The following is a 2,126-nucleotide window of genomic DNA, read 5'->3' on the forward strand; positions in this document are numbered from 1 at the left end:
GAAATGGCGTTGTGGTACCAGCACGGCAAGCATATTCCCATTCGGCTGCGCTGGGCAGGCGATACCCTCGCCCCGTGTGTCTTGATAGTCGCTGGCAAAACTCCACGGCCTCATGCCAGCTCACCTGCTCTACCGGACGATTGTCCCCCTTAAAGTTGGCTGGATCGTCATGAAGGTAACGTTTTATTTTAGGTAGCGCTGAGACAGCGCGCCACTGGCTCTGAGTTACGAGATATTTACCCATCCAAAAGGATGAAATAGTCACTGAATGCTGGGGCTTTTCGTCATCGCTTCCCTCACCATCAGGTGCCCCCATAGTAAACGTCCCGCCAGGGATCCACATCAGATCTAGCGTGACTCCATCACCCAAATCTTCCCGATGATACTCAGCTTGACGTTGTTCTCGATCAATTACATTCCCTTGATGGTCAACCGTCACTACCTCGAACTCAACCATGGGAGACGGAGAATGCTCTTGGCTGCGCTGTCCGGCTGTTCTAGGAGTTGAGTGAGTGGGTTGGGGAAAGACAGTTAAACTATCCCGCTTTATGGCAATCCGTTGAAGGGCAGTAATCGCCTGACGATCTGCCCTCGACGCTCCCAATACCCGAATCCAAAGCTGTTCCGCTAGATCAAGCTGATTATTCAGCTCCGCATCCTGCGCTTCCGATTTAAGGGTCTTCACGTCATCCAGCGTCGCCTGTTCTGGCAACAGGATCAGGTAATTCTTCGACAGCGGCTCCACGGCCGTGTAGGGCGTTTGCTTTGGCTTGCCATGCCGGGCATTGAGGCTCGGCACCTGATAGCGCAGATGCAGGTTCAACCGTTCCACCGTGGCGCAATTGTTCGACCCTTGCAGCGTCAGGCCCTCCAGCAACGCATGGGTAAAGGAACCGTGCCCCAGCGCCTCAAGTTCATAGGACGCTTCCCGAGGGCTACAGCTATAGATCGTCACCATACCCTGCTGCTCCTCCGTTCCCAGGCCCGTCCCGTGACGGCGACCCTGGCTGCGGCAGGCATCCAACAGCAAAATCGTATTATCCGCTCCGCAGTTGCGCAGACAGGCGGTCACATCACTCACCCGCAGCGCCGTTTCGGCAATATTGCCCGGATCCACATCAATGGGCATCAGGTAGTCGTGGCCCTCATGCAGTTCGCCATGGCCAGCAAAGAAAAACCAAAAATTGTCCCCCGCTTCCAAAAACGGTGCCTGAAACCGCTCTCGGAAAAAGCGCTTCAGGTTGCCAAACGTGGGCAGCGATCGCATCTCCCCCCGAGGCGTCTCGATGGGCGGCGAATCATCGGCAAAGTAGAAGACCTGCTCAAACTTGACCGTGGTGAGAAAAAAATCTCGCACAGCGATCGCATCCTGCACCGCATACTGAAGCGGCTGGAGGTTGTAGTAGTCGTTAATACCAATGCAGATGGCCCAGTTTCTGGTCATGGAGCAGCGATCGTCAGGGGTGCCGCCTTAGTTTAAACCAGGTTACGGGTGGTGTTCCGTATTCTTTATGAAGCAGAAACCCTAGATAGATCGGTAGGATGCGTATAGCCTCCGGCATGGCTTCGCTAAAGCGCCAGCGTAACGCATAAACCTCACAAATTGGTGCGTTACGGCTTCGCCTAACAGCACTCTACGATTATCTGATTGGTCTCACAAATTGGTGCGTTACGGCTTCGCCTAACAGCACTCTACGGTTGTCTGATTGGGCATGAGGCTAGCGATCGCTCCATGCGGGATGTTTCATCAACGCTGCCATCACCCGCACACCGCGCAACTGGTTCGTGAGCGGCAAGTGGCCGCGGGGGGCAGATAGATCCCAGGTGAATTCATTGGGGTAGCGCGTCCAGAGCTTCTCCGTACGCCAGCCAATTTTTGACCATAGAACATCCCAGTTTTTGCCACTGCCCAGCCATAGCTCTCGCTGCACCGAGAAGCCAAACTTACCTTGGGAATGGGCCAGCCAAAGGCGATCGATGGTGCAAAGGTCGGTGATGGGGAAACCATCCACTTCGGTGAAATAGAGCCATTTACGGGCGATCGCTGTTTCACCCGATAGTTCGCACATTTTTTGCAGCGTGACCCGATCGGCTTCTTCAAAGTCTTGCTGGGCCAGAAGCTGTTG

General features: G+C 54.7%; 2 protein-coding genes. Both read right to left on the bottom strand.

Annotated elements, in window-relative coordinates; translation table 11 throughout:
- On the bottom strand, positions 1–1,444 hold a 1,444-nt coding region (locus tag V6D20_16020), incomplete at its 3' end, for an SUMF1/EgtB/PvdO family nonheme iron enzyme (protein HEY9817287.1).
- A 274-nt stretch (positions 1,445–1,718) separates the two neighbouring features.
- On the bottom strand, positions 1,719–2,126 hold a 408-nt coding region (locus tag V6D20_16025), incomplete at its 5' end, for a GUN4 domain-containing protein (GenBank protein ID HEY9817288.1).

Source organism: Candidatus Obscuribacterales bacterium, assembly GCA_036703605.1.
In the GTDB taxonomy this organism is placed as follows: Bacteria; Cyanobacteriota; Cyanobacteriia; order RECH01; family RECH01; genus RECH01.